General features: G+C 63.4%; 18 protein-coding genes and 1 tRNA gene. 11 read left to right on the top strand and 8 right to left on the bottom strand.

Annotated elements, in window-relative coordinates:
* Nucleotides 1-73: 73 nt before the first annotated feature.
* Nucleotides 74-904, bottom strand: a complete 831-nt coding sequence (locus AB3X86_RS06340; protein WP_368595301.1) for an undecaprenyl-diphosphate phosphatase — start codon at nt 902-904, stop codon at nt 74-76.
* Between the two features lie 591 nt (nt 905-1,495).
* Here AB3X86_RS06340 and AB3X86_RS06345 point away from each other — a divergent pair.
* The 5 genes from AB3X86_RS06345 (at nt 1,496) to AB3X86_RS06365 (ending at nt 6,437) form a co-directional block, all read left to right on the top strand.
* Entirely contained in the window at nt 1,496-2,404 is a 909-nt protein-coding gene (locus AB3X86_RS06345) for an aldose epimerase (protein WP_368595302.1), read from the top strand.
* Between the two features lie 153 nt (nt 2,405-2,557).
* Nucleotides 2,558-3,286 carry a peptidoglycan DD-metalloendopeptidase family protein gene (locus AB3X86_RS06350; RefSeq protein ID WP_368595303.1) on the top strand — a complete coding sequence of 243 codons (729 nt, stop codon included), beginning with the start codon at nt 2,558-2,560 and terminating at the stop codon, nt 3,284-3,286.
* Between the two features lie 98 nt (nt 3,287-3,384).
* A complete protein-coding gene (locus AB3X86_RS06355) occupies nt 3,385-3,711 on the top strand; it encodes a hypothetical protein (protein WP_368595304.1) in 327 nt (108 codons plus the stop codon).
* 993 nt (nt 3,712-4,704) lie between these two features.
* On the top strand, nt 4,705-5,013 hold the full coding sequence (locus AB3X86_RS06360; protein WP_013089991.1) for a DUF2288 domain-containing protein: 309 nt from the start codon (nt 4,705-4,707) through the stop codon (nt 5,011-5,013).
* A 56-nt stretch (nt 5,014-5,069) separates the two neighbouring features.
* A complete protein-coding gene (locus AB3X86_RS06365) occupies nt 5,070-6,437 on the top strand; it encodes an MATE family efflux transporter (RefSeq protein WP_368595411.1) in 1,368 nt (455 codons plus the stop codon).
* A gap of 221 nt (nt 6,438-6,658) precedes the next feature.
* Here AB3X86_RS06365 and AB3X86_RS06370 read toward each other — a convergent pair whose 3' ends face one another.
* Nucleotides 6,659-6,826 carry a hypothetical protein gene (locus AB3X86_RS06370; RefSeq protein WP_368595305.1) on the bottom strand — a complete coding sequence of 56 codons (168 nt, stop codon included), beginning with the start codon at nt 6,824-6,826 and terminating at the stop codon, nt 6,659-6,661.
* A gap of 178 nt (nt 6,827-7,004) precedes the next feature.
* On the opposite strand from AB3X86_RS06370, the gene AB3X86_RS06375 reads away from it, so the two are divergent.
* The 3 genes from AB3X86_RS06375 (at nt 7,005) to AB3X86_RS06385 (ending at nt 7,882) form a co-directional block, all read left to right on the top strand.
* Nucleotides 7,005-7,181: a hypothetical protein gene (locus AB3X86_RS06375; RefSeq protein ID WP_368595306.1), complete on the top strand. Its 177-nt coding sequence runs from the start codon at nt 7,005-7,007 to the stop codon at nt 7,179-7,181.
* Nucleotides 7,182-7,576: 395 nt separating this feature from the next.
* On the top strand, nt 7,577-7,735 hold the full coding sequence (locus tag AB3X86_RS06380; protein WP_176105549.1) for a DUF3309 family protein: 159 nt from the start codon (nt 7,577-7,579) through the stop codon (nt 7,733-7,735).
* A 70-nt stretch (nt 7,736-7,805) separates the two neighbouring features.
* A tRNA-Pro gene (locus AB3X86_RS06385) sits at nt 7,806-7,882 on the top strand.
* A 233-nt stretch (nt 7,883-8,115) separates the two neighbouring features.
* Here AB3X86_RS06385 and AB3X86_RS06390 read toward each other — a convergent pair.
* Both AB3X86_RS06390 and AB3X86_RS06395 read right to left on the bottom strand, forming a co-directional pair.
* Complete coding sequence (locus AB3X86_RS06390) at nt 8,116-8,466, bottom strand: DUF4279 domain-containing protein (RefSeq protein ID WP_368595307.1); 351 nt, start codon at nt 8,464-8,466, stop codon at nt 8,116-8,118.
* Between the two features lie 193 nt (nt 8,467-8,659).
* A complete protein-coding gene (locus AB3X86_RS06395) occupies nt 8,660-8,806 on the bottom strand; it encodes a hypothetical protein (RefSeq protein WP_368595308.1) in 147 nt (48 codons plus the stop codon).
* A gap of 379 nt (nt 8,807-9,185) precedes the next feature.
* Between AB3X86_RS06395 and AB3X86_RS06400 the strand changes: the two genes are divergently transcribed.
* Nucleotides 9,186-9,644 carry a histidine phosphatase family protein gene (locus tag AB3X86_RS06400; protein ID WP_176380386.1) on the top strand — a complete coding sequence of 153 codons (459 nt, stop codon included), beginning with the start codon at nt 9,186-9,188 and terminating at the stop codon, nt 9,642-9,644.
* A 155-nt stretch (nt 9,645-9,799) separates the two neighbouring features.
* Entirely contained in the window at nt 9,800-10,612 is an 813-nt protein-coding gene (locus AB3X86_RS06405) for a GNAT family N-acetyltransferase (protein WP_013089997.1), read from the top strand.
* Nucleotides 10,613-10,708: 96 nt separating this feature from the next.
* Here the strand turns inward: AB3X86_RS06405 and ppx are convergent, their stop codons facing one another.
* Nucleotides 10,709-12,361: an exopolyphosphatase gene (ppx, locus tag AB3X86_RS06410; RefSeq protein WP_176380384.1), complete on the bottom strand. Its 1,653-nt coding sequence runs from the start codon at nt 12,359-12,361 to the stop codon at nt 10,709-10,711.
* Between the two features lie 204 nt (nt 12,362-12,565).
* On the opposite strand from ppx, the gene ppk1 reads away from it, so the two are divergent.
* Nucleotides 12,566-14,629 (top strand): polyphosphate kinase 1, encoded by a 2,064-nt coding sequence (gene ppk1, locus AB3X86_RS06415; protein WP_368595309.1) that lies wholly within the window; start codon nt 12,566-12,568, stop codon nt 14,627-14,629.
* A 118-nt stretch (nt 14,630-14,747) separates the two neighbouring features.
* Here the strand turns inward: ppk1 and phoR are convergent, their stop codons facing one another.
* The 3 genes from phoR to phoU form a co-directional block, all read right to left on the bottom strand.
* Nucleotides 14,748-16,061, bottom strand: coding sequence for a phosphate regulon sensor histidine kinase PhoR (phoR, locus tag AB3X86_RS06420; RefSeq protein WP_176380383.1), 1,314 nt, complete (start codon nt 16,059-16,061; stop codon nt 14,748-14,750).
* 89 nt (nt 16,062-16,150) lie between these two features.
* Nucleotides 16,151-16,852, bottom strand: coding sequence for a phosphate regulon transcriptional regulator PhoB (gene phoB / locus AB3X86_RS06425; RefSeq protein ID WP_008922879.1), 702 nt, complete (start codon nt 16,850-16,852; stop codon nt 16,151-16,153).
* Nucleotides 16,853-16,878: 26 nt separating this feature from the next.
* Nucleotides 16,879-17,583, bottom strand: a complete 705-nt coding sequence (phoU, locus tag AB3X86_RS06430) for a phosphate signaling complex protein PhoU (protein ID WP_176380382.1) — start codon at nt 17,581-17,583, stop codon at nt 16,879-16,881.
* Nucleotides 17,584-17,601: the final 18 nt, after the last annotated feature.

Below are 17,601 nucleotides of genomic sequence, written 5' to 3' on the forward strand. Positions count from 1 at the left end.
ATTTCGCACAAACTAAAATTTTAACTGACCTGCAAGCAACCGGGCCCGGATTATAACCGATCGCCCGCCGCCCTCAGACCGGCTGCGGATGCAGCATGAACCAGCCCAGGAACACGATTCCCGCGATCGCGCAGTACAAACCGAACGACGCGAGACGCCCGCGGCCCTCGAAGTAGCGCATCAGGAAACGCACGCTCAGGTACGCGGCGATCGCGGTCAGCACGCCGCCGAGCGCCGCGTCGGCAAGCTGGCTCGGCGCGTGGAGCAGCTTTGGCAGTTCGAGTACGCCAGCCGCGAAAATGATCGGCGTGCCGAGCAAAAACGAAAACTCGGCGGCTTTCTCGGTGGTGAGGCCGGCCGCATTGCCGGCGATCATCGTCAGGCCGCTGCGCGAGAAGCCCGGAATCAGCGCGCCGATCTGCGCGAGGCCGACGAAGAACGCCTGGCGGAACGTCAGCTTTTCCGGCGCCCGATGTGCGCGCGCGCGTTGCAGGCGATCGCCGAACCACAGCAGCACGCCGTTTACGATCAACGCAAACGCGACGATTCGCAGATCGTGAAAAAGCGCCTCGAGGCGCTTTTCCAGCACGAGACCGACGAGACCCGCCGGAATCGTACCGATGATCAGCGCCCACATCATGTGACCGTCGTCGTTGCGGCGGCCGCCGAGCGACGCGAAGAAACCGCGCACCAGCGCGCACCAGCGCGCGCGGAAGTACCACAGCAGCGCGAACGCGGTGCCCAGATGCAGGGCGACGAGGAACGGCAGCAACTGCGGCGCATGCTTGTCGATGTGCATGTCGAACAGGGCTGGCACGAGCAGCGTGTGGCCAAGGCTGCTCACCGGAAGCAGTTCGGTCACGCCTTGCAGCACGCTCAGGAAAATCAGAAACGACAGGTTCACGCGGCGGTCCTTGTAAGGAAAATGTCGGGGAACTGCGCGCCGCACAAAAGGGAGCCGGCGCGTCAAAAGGCGCACCGATTATGCCTGGCTGCACAGTCAGCGCCAAGCGGTTAGACCACATTCGGGGAAATATTGACGCGCTGCGTCACAACTCGACACGGTTGTTACGCGAGGGCAAGGAAGCGAGCAGCGGGATTCGTCGCGCGCGTAGTGCGAACGCCGAGGAATGAACCCAGCGGGATCAGCGCTTGAGCGAGTGGAAGAAGTAGTACGTGCTAGCCGTGAATATGCCGAACAAAGAAACGGCCATTGCCATTGCGAGATCCATGATGCCTCCTGAGCCGATTCGCCCGGGAGTCGGATAGACCGGACGCTCAGACGGATTATCAATAGGATTCGCCCTTTTCCGACACCCGCAATTTCCCGGGAAGGGTTTCCCCGTAGCGCAAAGCAGCGCAAAATCGCGATTTCACCGCGCGTGACGCAGTCGCGGCGAGTGGCGCAAAAACGCCGCTTCAATGCGGATTGCGTCGGCCGACGCAGCCGACCGCTTTGGACGACCCTCAACCTCTATCTGGCTACCTACTGACCATGCCCCTCTCCCCGGAACAGGACATTCTCGAGATCGCCCAGGACGCCTCCGTGCTCCGCTTTTCGCCGCAAGCCGGCGGCCGCCTGCTGTCGTGGACGATCGACGGCGAAGAGGTGATCCACTGGCCCGAGCACGCCGACTGGAGCGTGCCCGCGCGGATTCGCGGCGGCAATCCGCTGCTGTTTCCGTTTCTCGGCCGTCACTTCGTCGACGGCAAGATCGGCTATTGGCGTGACGCGCATGGCATCGTGCGCGAGATGCCGATGCACGGTTTCGCGCGCGACCTGCCGTTCGAGCCCCACGCCGACGTGCACGGCGCCGGCCTGCGCATGGTTCTGACCGACAGCAAAGCGACCCGCGCCGTCTATCCGTTCGGCTTTCGCTTCGAGGCCGCTTATGAGCTGATCGATCCGCGCACGCTCGACGTGACGCTGACCACCGCCAACACCGGCCACACGCGCCTGCCTTACTACGCCGGCCATCACTTCTACTTCACGCTGCCGCACACGCAGCGCGCGCAGACGACGCTCGAGCTGCCGCGCACTGAACGCTGCCGCCAGCTCGGGGATGGCTCGATCAGCCCCGCCGAGCCTGGCGAAGCGAGCTACACGCTCGACGAAGACCGCATCTACGACCGCTTCCATTGCCTGAGCGGCACGCCCGACAGACCGGTGCGGGTCGAGGCGCCGGGCATCAATCGCGTGATTACGATCGATCTGCAGCGGCCCGGCTCGGTGCCCTGGTACTCGGTCACGACGTGGACTGAAACGCCGCAGTCGGACTTCTACTGCGTGGAGCCGTGGCTCGGGCTGCCGGATGCGATCCATAACGGCCGCGGTTTGCGCTGGCTCGAGCCGGGACAAACCGAGACGGCGGCCCTGCGCATTAGCGTCGAGAAGACCAGCTGATACGCCGACGGCGGCGGCGAGCCGCTCGAAGCGGCCGCCCACCCCCCTCGCCCCCCACGCGGGGGGCGCAACACAAAACCGTTAGAATCGAACGCTTTGTCTGTCTGTGCCGCGTGATCGGGATCGGCGCGCGGCAGCGCTTTGCGAGGTCCAATGCTGGAAACGACAAGAATCAAACGACTCGGTTGCGCGGCGTTGTTCGCGCTGCTCGCCGCGTGCGGGTCGGCGCCAGTGGCGCCGGGCTACTACCGGGTCGAACGGGGCGACACGCTGTCGAAAATCGCGCGCGGCAACCGGCAGTCGGTGCAGAACATCGCGCGCTGGAACAACCTGACCAATCCGGACAACATCGAGGTCGGCCAGGTGCTGCGTGTCGCGCCACCGAGCGGAACGGCGTCGACGAGCGGCGCAATCCGTAGCGGCGGCGGTGGTGGTGGCAGCAGCAGCGGCAGCGCGAGCGCGTCGGCCGCGCCGCGTCCCGCGCCGGCGGACACTGGGCCGGCCACCGCGCCCGCGCCGATTTCGCTGGTCTGGCCGGCCGACGGCACCGTATTCCGCCGTTTCGACGGCGGCAACTCGAAGGGGATCGATATTTCCGCGGCGGCCGGCACACCGATCGTCGCGGCGGCGCCCGGCACCGTGGTCTACGCAGGCAACGGTCTGCGCGGCTACGGCAATCTTTTGATCCTCAAGCACAACGCCGACTATCTGACCGCTTACGCGCATAACCGCGCGCTGTTCGTGAAGGAAGGCGAATCGGTCAAGCGCGGCCAGAAAATCGCCGAAATGGGTGACACCGATACCGATCGCGTGATGCTGCATTTCGAGCTGCGCTACCAGGGCCGCTCGATCGATCCGTCAAAGGAACTGCCGCCGCGCTAGGCGGCGGCGGGCGCGGGAACCCCACCGTGCTATAAACGCTCAATTCGAAGCGGCGTGGCTGCGCGCCACGCCCTTCCGTTATTTGCAAGGAATCTGAAATGAAAAGCCCATTGGCGCGCGTCGCGACGGCCGCAACGATCAGTCTCGGCTTCCTGACGCTCGGCGGCCTCGGCGGCTGCTCGACCACGACCACGATGACCTATCTGCCGAGCGGCGACACGGGTTTCGCGATCAACTGCAGCGGCAGCGACGCGAGCACGAGCTGGGCCGAGTGCTACAAGCGTGCGGGCGAAACCTGCGGCAACTACGGGTACGACGTGGTGTCGAAAGACGTCGACAACGGCGCGACGTCCGGCGGCACGATCGGCGGGATTTTCGGCGCGAATGTGAAAAACCGTTCGATGGTCATTCGCTGCAAGCAGTAAAGGAGGCACACCATGCGGTGCGCGCGGCCGCCCAGCGAGATAGCGTCACCGCTTAGCGGCGTCGCCGGCGTCCCGAGCGCGGATCGACGCGAGCGGCGAAACGCAGCAGCAACGCGAGCGCGATCATCCATACGCCGACAAAGACGATCGCCCCGGTCATGAGTCTCGCGCCGCAAAAAATAATCGGCCATCATCGGCCATGTATGTGAATTCGCGGTGAAGATCGCCGCAGCGGTTAAACACCCGCCTAAATCCGTTCAAAAAAAAAGCCCGGCACGAGGCCGGGCTAACGGGGGTTCGGCGCATATCGGCAAAGGACCGGTTCACCATGCGCCAGAACGAAATCTAACAATCTGCATTTACCAGCGCAATCCAATAATTTTGCGGTCAATGTTACACGGCGTACGGATTACGCAATCCGTGAATCGGAAATGTCGGAATGAGACCGGCCAAATGCGCCGCAGCCGGATACGCAACCCGCCAAGTCGTTCAAACTGGATTCCCCGAGGCTCGCATCAGTCAATGTTCCTGGCCGATCGAAGAAAATCCCTGCAAAACAGCAGAGGAAAGACATCTGTCCGAATAACACTAACTCGTTCTCCAATAAACCGTTTTCGCTTGCGAATATAAACTTGGTGCGGAAACGCACGTAACGCATCGATTAGTCGCGCCAGCACTTTCGAATAATCCTCGATATTTCCTCACAACAAATTCGCGAATAGCGAAAGATTAACATCAACAATTCCACGGACAACCGTGAAACCGCATTCAAACTCGCGTTTCAAGTTTGAATATTCGGACGATTAATCGGACGCTGATTGGCGGCAAGGCTCGTGCGCCGTCGTCGTTGAATCCGCCGGCATCCAGGTTCAGAATCCGACTCAGTCCGGCGATGCATTAAAAGACCGCTCGGCGCGTTGTGGAAGCTCGCCACGCGGCCCGACGGTGTGCGCCAATAGTTTATAGTGACGGCCCCGTCCGACCCCGCCTACGATGACTTCCAACGACGCCCCCCAAAGCCCCCTGTACGCCAAGCTGCTCGGCGAAACCGCCAAGATCGGCTGGAGCGAACTCGAACGTTTCTTTGCGCGCGGCATCCTGCTGCACGTCGCGCGCGATCTTGATCTCGTGAGCGTCGCCGAAGCGATCGCCAACGACGACACCACCCAGGTCGCCCAATGGTTGTCTTCCGGCCTCGTCGAGCGCGTGCAGTCGGAGACGGCCGCCGATTTCGCTGCGCGCGACCCCGAGCTGTGGGCGGTCGTGGTCTCGCCGTGGGTGTGCGTGCAGGAGCGGTCTTGAGCGACGCGAGGATGTCCGATGCCGGGACGCCCGACGTCGGGAGCCCCGACGCCGGCATGCCTCCCGCCGAGCCTTCCGAAACCGCCGCGCATTCAGCCAGCGCGCCTGCGCTGCCGGTGCGCTGGCATCGCCGGGTGCTCGCGCTCGCGTTCCCGATCGTCCTCGCGAATCTGACGCAGCCGATCCTCGGCACGGTCGATACCGCCGTCGCTGGTCATCTGGACAGCGCCTCGTACCTCGGCGGCGTCGCGCTCGGCGGCCTCTTCTTCAACTTCGTGTTCTGGGGCTTCGGCTTCCTGCGCATGGGCACCACCGGCCTCGTCGCGCAGGCGCACGGCGCGGGCCGCGGCGACGAGCTGCGCAACAGCGTCGTGCGCGCGCTGCTGATGGCGGCTGCGATCGGCGCGCTGGTGCTGCTCGTGCAGCAACCGCTGATCGACTACGCGCTGCGAGCGATCGGCGGCAGCGACGCCGTGCAGCGGCACGCGCAGGTTTACTGCCACGCGCGGATCTGGGCCGCGCCGCTCGCGCTCGGCAACTACGTGGTGCTGGGCTGGCTGCTCGGCACGCAGCGGGTGCGGCTCGCATTGCTGTCGCAGGTGTTCATCAACAGCGTGAACATCGTCGCGGTGCTGCTGTACGTGTACGCGTTTCACTGGGGCGTGGCTGGCATCGGCGCGGCTACTGCGACTGCCGACGCGCTCGGCTTCGTGCTCGGCCTCGCGCTGCTATGGCACGGCAGGCCGCGCGGCCTGCCCGCGCTGAATCGCGCCGCCTTGTTCGACGCCGCCGCGCTGAAGCGGCTCGTCGTGCTGAATCGCGACATTTTCGTGCGCACGCTGTGCCTGCTGTCGTCGTTCGGCTGGTTTGCGCATCTCGGCGCGCGGCAAGGCGACGCGACGCTCGCCGCGAACGCATTGCTGCTCAATTTTCAGACCTTCATGGCGTACGGGCTCGACGGTTTCGCGCATGCGGCCGAGGCGCTGGTAGGCGCGGCGATCGGCGCGCGCGATCGTCACGCGTTCGCGCAGGCGGTCAAGGTCACCGCGCTATGGTCGGGGCTCGGCGCGATCGGCTTTTCGTTCGTGTACTGGGGCGCGGGCGCATGGATCATCGAGCGGCTCACCGATCAGGCCGCCGTGCGCGCCGCGGCCGAAACCTATCTGCCGTGGGCAGCGCTGTCGCCGGTCATTTCGGTGTGGGGCTTCCTGCTCGACGGCGTGTTCATCGGCGCGACGCGCACACGCGAACTGATGATGGCGATGGTGGTGTCGCTCGTGGTGTTCGTGGCGGCATCGTGGGCATTGCTCGCGTGGCACGGCAATCACGGGCTGTGGATCGCGCTGCTGATCTTCATGGCCACGCGCGGCGCGACGCTCGCGCGTTACCTGCCGGGCGTGTCGCGAGGGATCGCGGCGGCGTAGTAGCGCCGTGCGCCGCTCTTCGTTGGCTGTTCGGCGGACGACGGAACGTTACGGCTTGAAACAAGCGCATACATATCGCATAACGAGCGCGTCCTAGAATGTTTTCAGCCCGTGCTCTCCGCGCGAACAGTCGGCACGGGTCAGAAGTGCCGGCGTGCCCGCGCCGGCACTTCGCTTTTCCCACCCCGGCCTTTCCCGATCGTTTTCACTTCGACGAGAGCCTACTGTGCGACGGGCGCGGGCACCATCGCGGGGGGCCGATCGTCAGTGGACACGCCGTGGTAGTCGGCGGGATCATGTGGCGGGCTGCCGCGATGCGCGGACGGATTGTCCGCACAACCGGCGACGCCGGCGCACAACAGCAAGGCAACAGTCAGAACGCGGTTCATTTTGGAATCTTCTCCGGGACAAATGGGGTGGCGGACGTCCGCCGGCGCCGAGAGTCTACCCGCAAAGCGCGTTCCGCGATGCCATCACGCCGGCTCCTGCCGCGGGCGTTCCATTTCGTGAGATTTCGCGAGACCTGCGCTACTATGGGTTTATGGCTGAACCTACCGGGAGACTGCCATGGACGGTGAATCGATCGCGGGCCTGATCGGGCTCGCCATAGGCCTGATCGTGCTGGCGGCGTTGTCGATTTTCGAATCGCGGGCCTACCGGCGAGAACACGACGGCGAGGGCATGCTGCATCACTGGACGCATCAGCATCTGCATATGCCGCATTGGAGGCGTCCACGGCATTGACGCGGGTGATCTTCGAACTCGGATCGAGTCCCTCTAACCGGGGCACCGGCACATCGCAGTGCCTCAGTTGCGCGTCCGCTCGGTGATGCGATGACCGGCGTTGCGGCGCATGCATGCGCCGCGCGCGTCGTCGTCCGCTGCACGTGCGCAATCCCTTGTCAGTTCCTTGGACATACCTACATCGAACGGTGACGCTACGCGCGCCGCCCCCTCCTTTTTTCACCTTCGTCCAAGGCCTCGCTGCATCGATCTTCATCGGTGATTGGCACATGCCTTGCGGGTTCCGATCTAACAACAGGCGCGCGATACGCGCGTCGATTGTCGCGGCGCGCATGCGCCGAACCAGCGTGACGATCCGGCCAGCGATTTCGCGGCCCTTCGAAAAGGAGAACGCCATGACCGTCGGAACCATCCTGCTAATCGTGCTCATCCTGCTGTTGATCGGCGCATTGCCAAGCTGGCCGTATAGCAGCGGCTGGGGCTATCGACCGACTGGACTCGTCGGCGTCGTGCTGATCGTCGTGATCATTCTGCTGTTGATGGGGCGTATATAGCTCACCGCCGAGCCAGCGCGAGCCAAGGCATTGACGCTCCTGTCCGTACCCCCTATACTCTCGGATTCGTCGGAGCGTAGCGCAGCCTGGTAGCGCATCTGATTTGGGATCAGAGGGTCGAAGGTTCGAATCCTTTCGCTCCGACCATTGGAATCAAGCACTTAGCCCAGCCTTAACCGGCTGGGCTTTTTGCTTTCTGGGTCCGTCCAGGCGCTGTTTGGCAAATTCGACCAACGCGAATCGGCCTTCGTCGCGATCCCTCGTCTAAAGTCTGCTATCAAAAGCTATCATTTTCGCCAGCCGCGTTGTTTTCGGCGCGTGCAGCGTCAAGGCGCGGCCTTGCTGCATATGAGGATCGGCTTGTGCATTTGAGCGAGGCTCTATCGATATTCATCAATTTCAACGGTGCCGCCCATGGCTTCCATTATGGTGCGAATATCGTCGGGCACTTCAGGCACGCGGTCGCCGCTCTCGTTGTCCCAATAACAGAAGAAACGCATCTGTGCGCCCTTGTCTGCCAGTAGCTGGCGCAAGTCATCTCGCGGCAAATTCAGGCGATCAATAAGATAGCGGAGGTGCGGTTCCAGCGAGTTGCTATGAACGGCGGCTTTGCTTCTTACCCCCATACGCCGGTACGCCCCGGCACGCTGCTCAATCGCCCCGACGGAGTCATAAACCGCTTCCCCTTGACTATCGCCGTGTCCGGCGAAACGCCGAAATATCTGGTCCAAACATCGGGATCCGAATCATCCCCGGCTATCGAAAATGATGCATGTGCGAGTTGATGTACGTTCATCGTATGAAGATCAGTTGCATAGTCGTGCATATTGCCGATGATGTTTTTTCTAGATTCGACGTCCCCACTATCGTGCCAAATGACATTGTCATCGCCTCGCAGCTTGAGATCATATTTCATCGCATGAATCATGTCGCCGAACGTGTCGCGGTCATATCCCAGCATTTTCGCCGCGTAGTTTGGATTCGTTCAGGTACCGCCTCGCGCATCGCGTCGGCGGCGGCGCGCTGCCGGGCTTCCTGTTCGCGCGGGTCAATGCCCATGTCGACCAGCATGCGCAGGTCGGCGGCATGCTGGCGGGCGTCCTCCAGTTTCCTGTTGCAGGATCGCCAATGGTGCAGCGGATCGTGCGGCCGTGCAGGCGGCCTTCGACAATGCAGGCACGCGCGCCTGCCGACGTGACGCGCAGGCCGAAGCAGCGCGTCTTGGTGTCCTTTCGCTCCGACCACGAAAAGCAAAAACCCGCGAAGCCTCCGGCTTCGCGGGTTTTTGCTTTTTGGGCCCGCGTTCACCTTGACGCCGACAGCCGATCCATCAGGCACTCGCCTTGCAAACCATCATCCGTGCATGCGACAGTGCTTGCGCGCGTACCTCGTTGCGAAGCCGCGCAAACCCGCCGCAACGCCATCTCAAGCCGCTCAAAAGGAGACTCCCATGGACCTGATCCTCTGGCGTCATGCCGAAGCAGAAGATGTCGCCGCGAGCGATCTCTCGCGCGCGCTCACCACGCGCGGCCGCAAGCAGGCACAAAACGCCGCGAAATGGCTGCGCGCCCGCCTACCCGAAGACGCGGTCGTCCTCGCGAGCCCCGCCGTGCGCACGATCCAGACCGCCGAGACGTTGAGCGACCAGTATCGCGTCGTGCGCGAACTCGCGCCGAACGCGAGCGCGAACGATGTCCTCGAAGCGGCCGGCTGGCCCGGCGGCATCGCGCAAACCGTGGTGATCGTCGGCCATCAACCGACGCTCGGCCACGTCGCCGCGCAACTGCTCGGCGACAGCCGCGCGAGCTGGCCGCTGAAAAAAGGGGGCATCTGGTGGATCGAGAGCCGCGAGCGCCACGGCGAAGAGGAGGCAGTGTTGCGCGCCGCCATCAGTCCCGATCTGATCTGAGCGCACGCGTCGCGCGACGCGTCCGACTTGACAGGCACACACGCGAGGGCTTACGGGCAGTCATCCAATCGTCACAGCTTTGCCATGCGAGCGTCACCGCGCGTTACTACATTGGCGAAAAAAGAAATCCTCCCTCTTTTCGACTAGGACAGCCAATGCGAGAACTGCCGACGCCCACCCTGCCCTTCGCCTCGCTTTTCGAACCGCGCCGTCTGCCGCGCGCCGAGGAAACGGTTACCGCGCAGCATCGCCTGCAAGTGTCGTGGGCGCGTACCGACGAAGAGCTGCGTGAAGCGCAGCGTCTACGCTATCGCGTCTTCGCCGACGAAATGGGCGCGCGCTTGAGCGGCCCCGCCGGCCTCGACGTCGATGCCTTCGATTCGTACTGCGATCATTTGCTGGTACGCGATCTCGACACGTTGAAAGTAGTCGGCACGTATCGCGCATTGCCGCCGCATCAGGCCGCGCGCATCGGCCGTCTGTATGCGGAAAGCGAGTTCGACGTGTCGCGTCTCACGCATCTGCGCGCGAAGATGGTCGAGGTCGGCCGCTCGTGCGTGCATCCCGACTATCGCAGCGGCTCGGTGATCATGTCGCTGTGGGCAGGGCTCGGCGCGTACATGAAGCACAACGGCTACGAGACGATGCTCGGCTGCGCGAGCGTCGCGATGGCCGACGGCGGCCACTATGCTGCGAACCTGTATTGCTCGCTGCGCGACAACGCGCTGACCGCGCCCGAATATCGCGCGTTCCCGCATACGCCGCTGCCGGTCGACGACCTGCAGACCGGCGCCGCCGTCGCGCCGCCACCGCTCGTGAAGGGCTACTTGCGACTCGGCGCGAAGATTTGCGGCGCACCGGCGTGGGACCCCGACTTCAATACCGCGGACTTCCTGACTCTATTCCGCCTGTCCGATATCAACGCCCGCTACGCGCGGCACTTCCTCGGCGATGCGTTGCCCCGATAAGCCGCATCACCTGGGAAGCGAAAAAGCCCTGCATTTGCAGGGCTTTTTTGTGCACGCTCACGCCGCGAATCGAAGCGTGCGCCGATCGGCGCCGCGTCAATCGTCCGTATAAACCACGCGATACGGAATCCCGACTTTCTCCCACTCCGCTGCTTCCTGGATCAGGCTGTAGTCCGTCAACGGATTGTTGGCGACCCACTCGTTCGGCAAACGCACCTCGTAACCGCCGTTCGCCTGAGCAACCGTGATGCCCGGCAGGCCGACGTCCGCGCGTCGACGGCACAGCAACGCTGCGAGCCGCAGGCAGAACAGCAGCGGCCATTCGACGTCGCGCGTCTGCGACAGCTTGCCGAGCTTGCCCGCGTGCCCGAGCACGAGCGCGGCGAGGCGCGCCTGATCGGTGCGCGAAAAGCCTGGCATGTCGGCGTTGCTTGCGATATACGCCGAATGCTTGTGATAAGCGCTATGCGAGATCGACAGCCCGATTTCGTGCAGCGACGCCGCCCAGCCGATGAACATGCGGTTTTCCGCGCGGCGTTCTTCGTCCGGTTCGATGAACTGGTCGTAGAGGCTCGTCGACAGATCGCTGATACGCCCGGCCTGCGCACGATCGACGCCATAGCGGCGCATGAAGCCCCCGACCGTCACCGTACGCATGTCCTCGTGCTGCGAACGGCCGAGCAGGTCGTACATGACGCCGAGACGCAGCGCGCCGTCGGTGGTGTCGACATAGTCGACGCCCAGTTCGTCGAACACCGCGATCATGATCGACAGGCCGCCCGCGAGCACCGGCACGCGGTCGCTCTTCAGCGCGATCAGTTTCAGCCGGTTGACGTTTTCGGCCTTGATCAGCGCGCGCTTGAGCCGCTCGAGGCCGCCGCGCGAAATGCCGTGCGTGACGCCGGCATCGTTGAAATTGTTCGCCTCGACCAGCTCGGCGAGCGCGCGGGCGGTGCCCGACGAGCCGATCGCCTGCTCCCAGCCGGTCTTCTTGTATTCGGCGGAAATGATCTGGATTTCGCGTCGCGCGGCGAGCTCGGCCTGGCGCATCGTGTATTCGTCGACGTTGCCGGCCGGAAAAAACGTGCGGCTATGGCTCACGCAGCCGATATACAGGCTCTCCATCTTGATCGGCGTGTAGTGCGAGCCGATGATGAATTCCGTCGAACCGCCGCCGATATCGACGACGAGCCGCTTGCCCGCGCTCGCCGGCACCGAGTGCGCGGCGCCTGCATAAATCAGGCGCGCTTCCTCTCGCCCCGCGATCACTTCGATCGGAAAACCGAGCGCCGCCTGCGCTTCACCGAGAAACTCGCCTGCATTCTTCGCGATGCGCAGCGTATTGGTCGCGACCGCGCGCACGTGGTCGGGGTGAAAATCGCGCAAACGCTCGCCGAAGCGCTTCAGCGCATCCCAGCCACGCACCTGCGAGGCGCGATCGAGCATTTTGTCGCTCGATAGCCCGGCCGCGAGCCGCACCGGCTCGCGCAAGGCGTCGACCTGATAGATCTGGCTGCCCGCGTCGGTTTCCTCGACCCGGCCCACGATGAGCCGGAAGCTGTTCGAACCGAGATCCACGGCGGCGAGGAGATGAGGGATAGTGACCATCGGGTAAGCGTACTCCATGCGCGCGAGCGCGGCGGCTGCGGCTGCGGGCGTGGCGGCGGACGCTGGCAGCGCCACGCGCCTGCCCGGCGCCTTCGACGCATGGTGCGCGTCGCGGCCGGCCGCACTGTTCAAAGACGCCATTCTAAGCGTAGCAGCCTTCACGGTGTCACCTCGCGGCGCAGGGAGTTCGGTATCGTCGCATAGGTAGCGCGTCATATTGACGACAGCCGACGATTGCGGCATAAAATGTTTAAAACACCGCCGATGTCATCAGGACGTCACCAAATCGTGAGAATTTCCGAGCGTCTTTCCGTCGCCATTTCAGACATTCCAATCTCGCCACCGATGTCCGTCCGCTATCCCTTATTGAATCGCGAGCTGGGCATTCTGGGTTTCAACGAGCGCGTGTTGGCGCAAGCCGCCGATCCCGCCGTCCCCCTGCTCGAACGTCTCCGCTTTATCTGCATCACCAGTAGCAATCTCGACGAATTCTTCGAAGTCCGCATGGCCGGGCTTCAGGAACAGATGCGCGACAACCCCGGCGCATTGTCGCCGGACGGCATGTCGCTGCAACACGTGTACGACCTCGTGGTCGAGCGTGCGCAGAAGCTCGTGCATCGCCAGTACACGATGCTGCACGACACGGTGCTCACCGCGCTCGAGGAGGAAGGTATTTATTTCCACGGCACCGAAGCATGGAGCGACGCGCAGACCGAATGGGCGCGCAACTACTTCTTCGACGAACTGCTGCCGGTGTTGACGCCGATCGGTCTCGATCCCGCCCATCCGTTTCCGCGCGTGCTGAACAAGAGCCTGAACTTCGTCGTCGAACTCGAAGGCAAGGATGCATTCGGCCGCCAGGCGATGATGGGCATCGTGCAGGCGCCGCGCGCGCTGCCGCGGCTCGTGCGCATGCCGCAGGAACTGTCGGGCTATCCGCATGGCTTCGTGCTGCTGAGCTCGCTGTTGCAACGCTTCGTCGGCGAGCTGTTTCCGAACCTCGTCGTGCGCAGCTGCAATCAGTTTCGCATCACCCGCAATAGCGAACTGTTCGTCGACGAAGACGAAATCACCAATCTGCGCGTCGCGTTGCAGGGCGAACTGCCGGCGCGGCATCTGGGCAATGCGGTGCGGCTCGAAGTGTCGGCGGAAACGCCCGCGCACGTGGTGCGGCGCCTGCTCGACGAAAGCGGTCTGTCGAACAAGGACTGCTACTACGTGAACGGCCCCGTCAACCTGGTGCGGCTGATGCAGCTGCCCGAGATGGTCGACCGGCCGGATCTGAAGTTCGTGCCGCATATTCCGTCGACGCCGACGCAGATCGCCAACAGCACGAGCATGTTCGACGTGATCGATCAGGGCGACGTGCTGCTGCATCATCCGTACGAGAGCTTCCAGCCGGTGCTCGAGCTGCTGCTGCAGGCGGCCAAGGACCCGAACGTGGTCGCGATCAAGCAGACCATCTATCGCACCGGCACCGACTCGCCGCTGATGGACGCGCTGATGCAGGCCGCGCGCAACGGCAAGGAAGTCACGGTGGTCGTCGAGCTGCTCGCGCGCTTCGACGAAGAAACCAACATCAACTGGGCCTCGCAGCTCGAAGCGGTCGGCGCGCACGTGGTCTACGGCGTGGTCGGCCACAAGTGCCACGCGAAAATGATGCTGATCGTGCGACGCGTATTGGCGGGCGGCAAGTCGACCCTGAAGCGCTACGCGCACCTCGGCACCGGCAACTATCACCCGCGCACCGCGCGCCTCTATACCGACTTCGGTCTGATGACCGCAGATCAGAAGATCTGCGAGGACGTGCACCATGTATTCCAGCAGCTGACCGGCATCGGCGGCGAGCTGACGCTGCACGAATTGTGGCAGTCGCCGTTCACGCTGCACCCGAAGCTCGTCGAAGCGATCCGCAAGGAAGCCGAGCACGCACGGGCGGGCAGGAAGGCGCGCATCGTCGCGAAGATGAACGCACTGCTCGAGCCGACGGTGATCGCCGAGCTGTACGAAGCAGCGCAGGCCGGCGTGAAGATCGATCTGATCGTGCGCGGCGTGTGCTCGCTGCAGCCGGGCGTGCAAGGACTCTCCGAAAACATCACGGTGCGCTCGATCGTCGGGCGCTTTCTCGAACATCATCGCATCTACTACTTCTACGACAGCGGCAAGGAGCAGGTCTATCTGTCGAGCGCCGACTGGATGGATCGCAATCTGTTCCGGCGCGTCGAAGTCGCATTCCCGGTCAACAACCGGCGGCTGAAACGGCGCGTGATCGCGGAAGGGCTATCGGCGTTTCTCGGCGACAACCAGTCGGCCTGGTTGATGCAAAGCGATGGTCACTATCGCCGGCGCCGGCCGGGCAAGGCGTCGCGCAATGCGCAGATGAGCCTGCTCGGCAAGTTCTGTTCGTAGTCGCCCGCGTTGCGGGTGCTCGCCGCGACGGCGGGCACATGACAATCCGCGCGCATAAAAAAACCGCCTGTTTCAGGCGGTTTTTTTGTTGGATCGACCCGTCGGACGACTGCCGCGCTCATACCTGCGCGGTTTGACAGCGCGCGGTCCGATACACCGGAAAGCGCACCGTGAACGTGCTGCCGCGCCCTTCTTCGCTCTTCACTTCAAGTTGCGCATCGTGCCGTTGCAATACGTGCTTGACGATGGCAAGACCGAGCCCAGTGCCGCCCGTGTCGCGCGAACGGCTGCGATCGACGCGATAGAAGCGCTCGGTGAGCCGCGGAATATCGGCGGCCGGAATGCCGAGGCCGCTATCGATGACCGAGAACACCGCATGGCCACCCTGCGCACGCCAGTTGACCTTGATCGAGCCGCCGTCGGGCGTATAGCGGATCGCGTTCGTCACCAGGTTGCCGAACGCACTGAGAATCTCGGTTTCGACGCCGGTGACGGTCAAAGCTTCGTCGGCCTCGAAGACGATCTTGTGATGATCGCCGGACAGGCTCTGCGCGTCGTCGCGCAGATGCCGCAATACCGCCTGCATGTCGATCATCTGATCGCTCGGCGGCTTGTTGTCACCTTCGAGCGTCGCGAGCACCAGCAGATCGCTGACGATATGACGCATGCGCGACGCCTGCTGCTCCATCAGGTCGAGATAGCGCGCGCGCTCGGCCTCGCCCAACGGCAGCTCGCGCATCGTCTCGAGAAAACCGGACAGCACGGTAAGCGGCGTTTTCAGTTCGTGCGACACGTTGGCGACGAAGTCACGCCGCATCGCATCGGTGCGCTCGAGTTCGGTGATGTCCTGCGACAGCACCAGTTTGCGATTGTCGCCATACGGAAACACCTGCACCGACAGCACGTTCTGGCGCTTGTCGCCCATGCCGCGCATGATCAGCATTTCCTCGTACCGATGCGAATTCAGATAGCGCACGAAATCCGGATGGCGCACCAGATGCGTGATGTGCTGGCGCAGATCGCGCTTCGCATCGAGCCCGAAGTGGCTTTCGGAAATCGCGTTGCACCACTCGATCTGATCGTGATCGTCGAGCATCGCGACGCCGTTCGGCGACGCCTGGATCGCCTGGATGAAACGCGAATGCTGCTGCTCGACCTGGCGCACCTGGGCGTGCCAGCGCTTCGCGAGCTTGTGCAGACGGTAGTAGATTTCGCCCCAGATGCCGGGGGCGCTCGGCACTTCGCCGTACACCGGCGCATCGAGCAGACGCCACAGACGCTGCTTATGGAAGGTACTGAAGACGCTCTGTGCGAGCAGCATGACGATGGCGAGAGCGAGCCCTGCCTTGACGTTCACCAGTGCGCCGACCACCGCGCACAGAACAGCAAGCAGCACGACCGACACGATGGAGCGCGCCCAGATGATGTTCATGGTCTAGCGATCGAAGAGAAAATACAGCGCAGGAAGGAGGTGCGGCGGCTCAACAGCTACGCAGTGCAGTGCGCCGCCGACGACGGCTATCAGGCGCTCTTCGCCAGCCGGTAGCCGCTGCCGCGTACCGTTTCAATCATAGCATCGCACCCGGCCGGCTTGAGTGCCGCACGCAGACGCTTGATATGTACGTCGACGGTACGCTCTTCGACGAACACGTGATCGCCCCACACCTGGTCGAGCAGTTGCGTGCGGCTGTGCACGCGCTCCGGGTGAGTCATGAAGAAATGCAGCAGACGGAATTCGGTCGGGCCAAGATCGAGCTTGATCTCGCTGCCTTCCGCATGCGCCGCGACGCGGTGCGTGGCCGGATCGAGCTTCAGGCCGTTGATCGCGACCACGTCTTCGGTCAGCTGCGGCGCGCGGCGGCGTAGCACCGCCTTGATGCGCGCCATCAGTTCCTTCGGCGAGAACGGCTTCGTCACGTAGTCGTCGGCGCCGATCTCGAGACCGAGCACCTTGTCCTGCTCGTCGCCGCGCGCGGTCAGCATGATGATCGGGATATGCTTCGTGCGCTCGTTGTTGCGCAGATCGCGCGCGAACGAAATGCCCGATTTGCCCGGCAACATCCAGTCGAGCAGCACGAGATCGGGCAGCACGTCGCTGATCAGGTTGTGCGCCTGCTCCGCGTTGTACGCGCGAATCGGGCAGTGTCCGGCGTGTTGAAGATTGACCGAAATCAATTCGGAAATGGCGGGCTCATCTTCAATGACGAGAATGCTGCTGGGCATCGGCACCTCTGTTCCTTATCTCTGGATTAGCTGAGCGCTTCGCGTTCGAGCGCGTCGCGCGACTGGTGCCGCACGTCGGTACCCTTGACGATGTAGATGATGAATTCGGCGATGTTCTTCGCGTGGTCGCCGATCCGCTCGATCGCCTTGGCGATGAACAGGAAGTCGAGGCCCACCGAGATCGAACGCGGATCTTCGGTCATATACGAAATCAGCTTGCGCACGAACGCGCGGAATTCCTCGTCGATCGCCTTGTCGTCGCGCACGATCTGCGCGGCGGCGACCGTGTCCAGACGCGCGAACGCGTCGAGCGCGCGGCGCAGGATTGACACGGCCATCTCGCCGGACAGCTTGATCTCGGCGATGTTGATGGTGCGCGAGGCGCCGTCTTCCATCAGACGCTTGGTGCGCTTCGCGATCTTCTCGGCTTCGTCGCCGGCGCGCTCGAGGTTCGTGATGGTCTTCGAGATCGCGATCAGCAGGCGCAGATCGCGCGCGGCCGGCTGACGGCGCGCGATGATGTTGCTGCACTCCTCGTCGATCTCGACTTCCATCTTGTTCAGACGGTCTTCGGTGGCGATGACCTGCTCGGCGATACCGAGGTCGAATTCGTTGAGCGCCTGCATCGCGTTGACGATCTGCGATTCGACGAGGCCGCCCATTTCGAGCACTTTCGACGAAACGAGGTTCAGGTCGGCGTCGAACTGGCTGGACAGATGTTTATCGGACATGTCGTACTCCGTTGTATT

It is taken from the genome of Paraburkholderia sp. BR14374 (genome assembly GCF_040948685.1).
GTDB lineage: Bacteria > Pseudomonadota > Gammaproteobacteria > Burkholderiales > Burkholderiaceae > Paraburkholderia > Paraburkholderia youngii.